At 50.7% G+C, this 1130-nt stretch carries 1 rRNA gene; it reads right to left on the bottom strand.

Going from position 1 to position 1130, the window contains the following annotated elements:
- Positions 1-1130, bottom strand: a 23S ribosomal RNA gene (locus tag ACM6IM_RS08605); the annotation flags it as partial.

Here is a 1130-nt window from a genome sequence, read left to right as displayed (position 1 = left end):
CAGCCTACCACCTTAAACTTGGACAACCAACGCCAAGCTGGCCTAGCCTTCTCCGTCCCTCCATCGCAATAACCAGAAGTACAGGAATATTAACCTGTTTTCCATCGACTACGCTTTTCAGCCTCGCCTTAGGGACCGACTAACCCTGCGTCGATTAACGTTGCGCAGGAAACCTTGGTCTTTCGGCGTGGGTGTTTTTCACACCCATTGTCGTTACTCATGTCAGCATTCGCACTTCTGATACCTCCAGCAAGCTTCTCAACTCACCTTCACAGGCTTACAGAACGCTCCTCTACCGCATCATCCTAAGATGATACCCGTAGCTTCGGTGTATGGTTTGAGCCCCGTTACATCTTCCGCGCAGGCCGACTCGACTAGTGAGCTATTACGCTTTCTTTAAAGGGTGGCTGCTTCTAAGCCAACCTCCTAGCTGTCTAAGCCTTCCCACATCGTTTCCCACTTAACCATAACTTTGGGACCTTAGCTGACGGTCTGGGTTGTTTCCCTTTTCACGACGGACGTTAGCACCCGCCGTGTGTCTCCCATGCTCGGCACTTGTAGGTATTCGGAGTTTGCATCGGTTTGGTAAGTCGGGATGACCCCCTAGCCGAAACAGTGCTCTACCCCCTACAGTGATACATGAGGCGCTACCTAAATAGCTTTCGAGGAGAACCAGCTATCTCCGAGCTTGATTAGCCTTTCACTCCGATCCACAGGTCATCCGCTAACTTTTCAACGGTAGTCGGTTCGGTCCTCCAGTCAGTGTTACCTAACCTTCAACCTGCCCATGGATAGATCGCCCGGTTTCGGGTCTATACCCAGCGACTAAACGCCCTATTAAGACTCGCTTTCGCTACGCCTCCCCTATTCGGTTAAGCTCGCCACTGAATATAAGTCGCTGACCCATTATACAAAAGGTACGCAGTCACAGAACAAAGTCTGCTCCCACTGCTTGTACGCATACGGTTTCAGGATCTATTTCACTCCCCTCTCCGGGGTTCTTTTCGCCTTTCCCTCACGGTACTAGTTCACTATCGGTCAGTCAGTAGTATTTAGCCTTGGAGGATGGTCCCCCCATATTCAGACAAAGTTTCTCGTGCTCCGTCCTACTCGATTTCATGACTAAGAGA

It is taken from the genome of Pseudomonas sp. IT-P12, from assembly GCF_949767465.1.
GTDB lineage: Bacteria > Pseudomonadota > Gammaproteobacteria > Pseudomonadales > Pseudomonadaceae > Aquipseudomonas.
Note: the sequence above shows the minus strand (reverse complement) of the source record. Positions and strands in the feature narration are given on the sequence as shown.